The organism is Micromonospora tarensis, assembly GCF_016803395.1.
Lineage (GTDB): Bacteria > Actinomycetota > Actinomycetes > Mycobacteriales > Micromonosporaceae > Micromonospora > Micromonospora tarensis.
On sequence record NZ_JAEVHL010000365.1, the window covers coordinates 1 to 4589 of the forward strand.

At 71.1% G+C, this 4589-nt stretch carries 4 protein-coding genes and 1 pseudogene; all 5 read left to right on the forward strand.

Annotated elements, in window-relative coordinates:
* Positions 1-215: pseudogene (locus JM949_RS33815) on the forward strand (hypothetical protein); the annotation flags it as partial.
* A gap of 274 nt (positions 216-489) precedes the next feature.
* Positions 490-1470, forward strand: coding sequence for an ABC transporter permease (locus JM949_RS33820; protein WP_203152100.1), 981 nt, complete (start codon positions 490-492; stop codon positions 1468-1470).
* A gap of 23 nt (positions 1471-1493) precedes the next feature.
* Positions 1494-2498: an ABC transporter substrate-binding protein gene (locus tag JM949_RS33825; RefSeq protein ID WP_203152101.1), complete on the forward strand. Its 1005-nt coding sequence runs from the start codon at positions 1494-1496 to the stop codon at positions 2496-2498.
* Positions 2499-2541: 43 nt separating this feature from the next.
* Complete coding sequence (locus JM949_RS33830) at positions 2542-3297, forward strand: ABC transporter ATP-binding protein (RefSeq protein ID WP_238434379.1); 756 nt, start codon at positions 2542-2544, stop codon at positions 3295-3297.
* 38 nt (positions 3298-3335) lie between these two features.
* On the forward strand, positions 3336-4487 hold the full coding sequence (locus JM949_RS33835) for a Gfo/Idh/MocA family protein (RefSeq protein ID WP_203152103.1): 1152 nt from the start codon (positions 3336-3338) through the stop codon (positions 4485-4487).
* The last annotated feature ends 102 nt before the right edge of the window (positions 4488-4589 follow it).

The following is a 4589-nucleotide window of genomic DNA, read 5'->3' on the forward strand; positions in this document are numbered from 1 at the left end:
CGCGCTGCGCCAGCCGCTGCTGGCGGCGTGGCGGCAGCGGTGGGGCGGACGGTGCGGGCCTGGCCGCCGCCGGCACCGGCGAACAGCTCGACGCCCTGGAGCGGGGCGATTCCGGGTATCTGGGCGAGGCCGCCGTGTACGCGGTGGACGAACCGGTCGAGCGGGGCCGGTTGGGCATGTGCGGCCTGCTCGACACCTATCCGGCGCACGCCTGACGCACGGTCCGGTCCAGATCGGACCGGGACGGTGATGATCCACTCGGTTTCAGGGAAGTCGCGGTGTCCAAGGGGTGGGGAAGGCCCGGCTTCCAGCAAGCCGAGTGGATCTCGGCGGGACCCTTCAGCGCCGGTGGCGAGGCTGGCGGCGAATAGATCGAGGAAAGGCCTTGCCTGCTGTCTGGACGCCGCCTACGCTCCAGGAAAGCGTTTGCCTGATCCGCCGACCGGCCCGGCCCACGGGTGCCGTGCCGGGGCCCCGAGGAGGTTCCGCGTGACCGAGAACTCTCTGGACACGTCGGGCCGGCACGCCGCCGCCGACCAGGCGAGCACTGAGCGGGCAGGCGCTTCGGCCAATGCACCCGGGTCCGCCGATTCACCGGCCCACGTCGACAGTTCGGTTCCGTCCAGAGTGGCAGCTCCGCCGCCCGGTGGCGCGGGCCGTCCACCGCGACCCACGCTCGGTCGCCGGGCGGCGGCCTTCGCGGACTCGCTCTGGCGTCCGGGCCTGGTGCTCGCGGCGGTCTTCGCGGTCTGGTGGTTCGTGGCCGCCCGGGAGTACGTGCCGAACTACCTGGTGCCCACGCCCGGCCAGGTCTGGGAGACGATGACCGGGCAGTGGTCCGAGTTGGCCCGGCACACAGTGGTCACCCTCTACGAAACGGTGCTCGGCTTCCTGCTGGCCGCCGCGTTCGGCCTGGCCACCGCGGTCGCCATCGCCTACTCCCGCACCCTGGACAAGGCGCTCTACCCGATCGTCCTCTTCGCACAGGTCATCCCGAAGATCGCCATCGCCCCGCTGCTGGTGGTCTGGTTCGGCCTCGGCCTCACCCCGAAGGTCATCCTGGCGGTGCTCATCGCGTTCTTCCCGGTGGTCATCTCCGGCGTGGCCGGCCTGCGCTCCACCGATCCGGAGCTGCTCGACCTCGCCGCCACGATGGGCGCCGGCCCGTGGCGGACCTTCCGCAAGATCCGCTTCCCGAACGCGTTGCCGCACCTGATGGCCGGCCTGAAGGTGGCCGTCACCCTCGCCGTGGTCGGTGCCGTGGTCGGCGAGTTCGTCGGCGCCAGCGAAGGGCTCGGCTACGTCCTGTTGCTGGCCAACGGCAACCTCGACGCCCCGCTGCTCTTCGCCGACCTGATCCTGATGTCCGCCATCGGCATCGTCCTGTTCGTCCTGGTCGAGATCGCCGAGGCACTGCTCATCCCGTGGCACGCCAGCCGCCGGGCCGGCGTGTCCCTCACCACCTCCTGACCGACCCCATCACGGAGGCACCGATGAAACGCACCGCCACCACCATCCTGGCCACCGTCGCCCTGCTCCTCGCCGCCACCGGCTGCGGCGGGGACGACTCCACCGGCAAGACCGGCGCCGACGGCAAGAAGCAGGTCACCCTCACCCTGAACTGGGTGCCCTACGGCGAGCACGCGCCCTTCTACTACGGGCTGCAGAAGGGTTACTACTCCGCCGAGGGCATCGACCTGAAGATCCTGCCCGGCAACGGTTCCGGCAACACCGTCAAGCAGGTCGCCCAGAAGCAGACCGACTTCGGCTGGGCGGACAGCCCGGTGCTGCTCAAGTCGGTGGCCAGTGGCATGCCGGTGCGCAGCCTCGGCGCGTACCTGGAGAAGGGCCCGTCCTCGGTGGAGTTCTTCACCGAGGAGAACATCAAGACCCCGGCCGACCTCAAGGGCAAGACCGTCGGCGGCACCCCCGGCGACGCCCTCTACGCCACCTTCCCGGCCTGGCTGGAGAAGAACGGCGTCAAGAAGGACGACGTCAAGGTCGTCAACGTGGACGCCGCCGGCAAGATCGCAGCCCTGGCCGAGGGCAAGGTCGACGCCATCATGGGCTTCTTCCACGACCAGGCGCCGACCATCGAGAGCAAGACCGGCAAGAAGGTCGACGTGCTGCTCTTCGCCGACTACGGGATGAACCTGCTCGGCACCGGCCTGATCGCCAACACCCAGACCCTGCAGAAGGACCCGGAGTTGGCCCGCAAGTTCGTCCGGGCCACCCAGAAGTCCTGGGCCGACGCCGCCCGCGACCCGGCGGGCGCGGTGAACGCGATGGCCGCGCTGGCCGAGAACGAGCCCGCCCCCGAGGTGCTCACCAAGCAGCTCACCCTCAACCTGCCGCTGCTCGGCGGCGACGGCCCGCCCGGGGTGAACACCGAGGCCCAGTGGACCGAGACCATCGACCTGATGTCCCGCTACGCCGAGCTGAAGGACGCGGGCGCGCCCAACGCGTACTGGGACTCCTCGTACGCGGCGCAGGGGTGACCCGGTGACCGCCGCGCCGGCCGCCACCGGCACCGCCATCGGGATGTCCGGCCTGACCGTACGGTTCACCACCCGCCGGTCGCAGACCACCGCGCTGGACGACGTCTCACTGGACATCGAACCCGGCGAGTTCGTCACGATCGTCGGCCCGTCCGGCTGCGGCAAGTCCACCCTGCTCAAGATCGTCGCGGGTCTGGTCAAGCCGACCAGCGGTGCGGTCTCGCTGCTCCAGCGCCCGGTACGCGGCCCGCAGAAGGAGATCGGCTTCGTCTTCCAGAAGGCCGCGCTGCTGGAGTGGCGCGGCGCGCGGGCCAACATCCTGCTCCAGGCCGAGATGCGCGGCATGGACCGGGCGCAGGCGGCCCGCCGGGCGGACGAGCTGATCGAGATGACCGGGCTGACCGGCTTCGAGAAGGCGCTGCCGCACGAGCTGTCCGGTGGCATGCAGCAGCGGGTGGCGCTCTGCCGCGCGCTGCTGCACTCCCCACCCGTGCTGCTCATGGACGAGCCGTTCGGCGCCCTGGACGCGCTGACCCGGGAGCAGATGAACGCCGAACTGCACCGGATCTGGCGGGAGACCGGCAGCACTGTGGTGCTGGTCACCCACTCCATCGCCGAGGCGGTCTTCCTCGGCACCCGGGTCGTGGTGATGAGCCCCCGGCCCGGCCGGATCATCCGCACCTTCCCGGTCGAACTGCCGGCACACCGCGACTACGCGCAGGTGATGTCGGACCCCCGCTTCGACCGGCTCGCCACCGACCTGCGTGGGTTGCTCGGCAGCGCGGCCGCCAACCACTGAGCGCGGATCGGCACGACCAGCACGACGGAAGGAACACCATGACCCGCAGGTCGATCGGCATCATCGTCAACGGCGTGACCGGGAGGATGGGCTACCGGCAGCACCTCGTCCGCTCGCTGCTGGCCATCCGCGAATCCGGCGGCGTGACGCTGGCCGACGGCACCACCATCTGGCCGGAACCGGTCCTGGTCGGGCGCAACGAGACGAAGCTCCGTGAGATCGCCGCGCGGCACGGGCTGACCGACTGGAGCACCGACCTCACCTCGGCGCTGGCCCGCGACGACATCGAGATCTACTTCGACTCCCAGGTCACCCAGCAGCGGGAGAAGGCGATCCGGCAGGCCATCGAGGCCGGCAAGCACATCTACACGGAGAAGCCCCTCGCCGAGGACACCGCCGCCGCGCTCGACCTGGCCCGCGCCGCCGACGCCGCCGGCGTCCGCACCGGCGTGGTGCAGGACAAGCTCTTCCTGCCCGGGCTGCGCAAGCTCAAGCGCCTCATCGACGGCGGCTTCTTCGGCCGGATCATCTCGGTCCGTGGCGAGTTCGGGTACTGGGTCTTCGAGGGCGACTGGCAGCCCGCCCAACGGCCGTCGTGGAACTACCGGGCCGAGGACGGTGGCGGCATCGTGGTCGACATGTTCCCGCACTGGCACTACGTGCTGGAGGAGCTGTTCGGCCGGGTCACGGCCGTCTCCTGCGTGACCGCCACCCACGTGCCCGAACGGGTCGACGAGGCGGGTCGCCCGTATGCCGCCACGGCCGACGACGCCGCGTACGCCACCTTCGAACTCGACGGCGGGGTGATCGCGCAGATCAACTCGTCCTGGACCGTGCGGGTGTACCGCGACGAGCTGGTGGAGTTCCAGGTCGACGGCACCGAGGGCAGCGCGATCGCGGGCCTGCGCAACTGCCGGGTGCAGCACCGGGCGGTCACCCCGAAGCCGGTGTGGAACCCGGACCTGCCGGCCACCGAGGACTTCCGCGCCCAGTGGGCCGAGGTGCCCGACAACGAGGAGTTCGACAACGGCTTCAAGGTGCAGTGGGAGGCGTACCTGCGGCACGTAGTGGCCGGTGAGCCGTTCCGGTGGGACTTCCTGGCCGGCGCGCGCGGTGTGCAGCTCGCCGAGCTGGGGCTGCGCTCGGCCCGCGAGGGCGGTCGGGTCGAGGTGCCGGAGCTGCGCTCATGACGGCGGAGGTGGTGCTGCCCGGAGGGCGACGGCACCGGCTGGCCGCGGGGAGGGGCTTCGCCCGTCCGGCCGCGCCGGCGACCGGCCGGATCGCGTACGCCG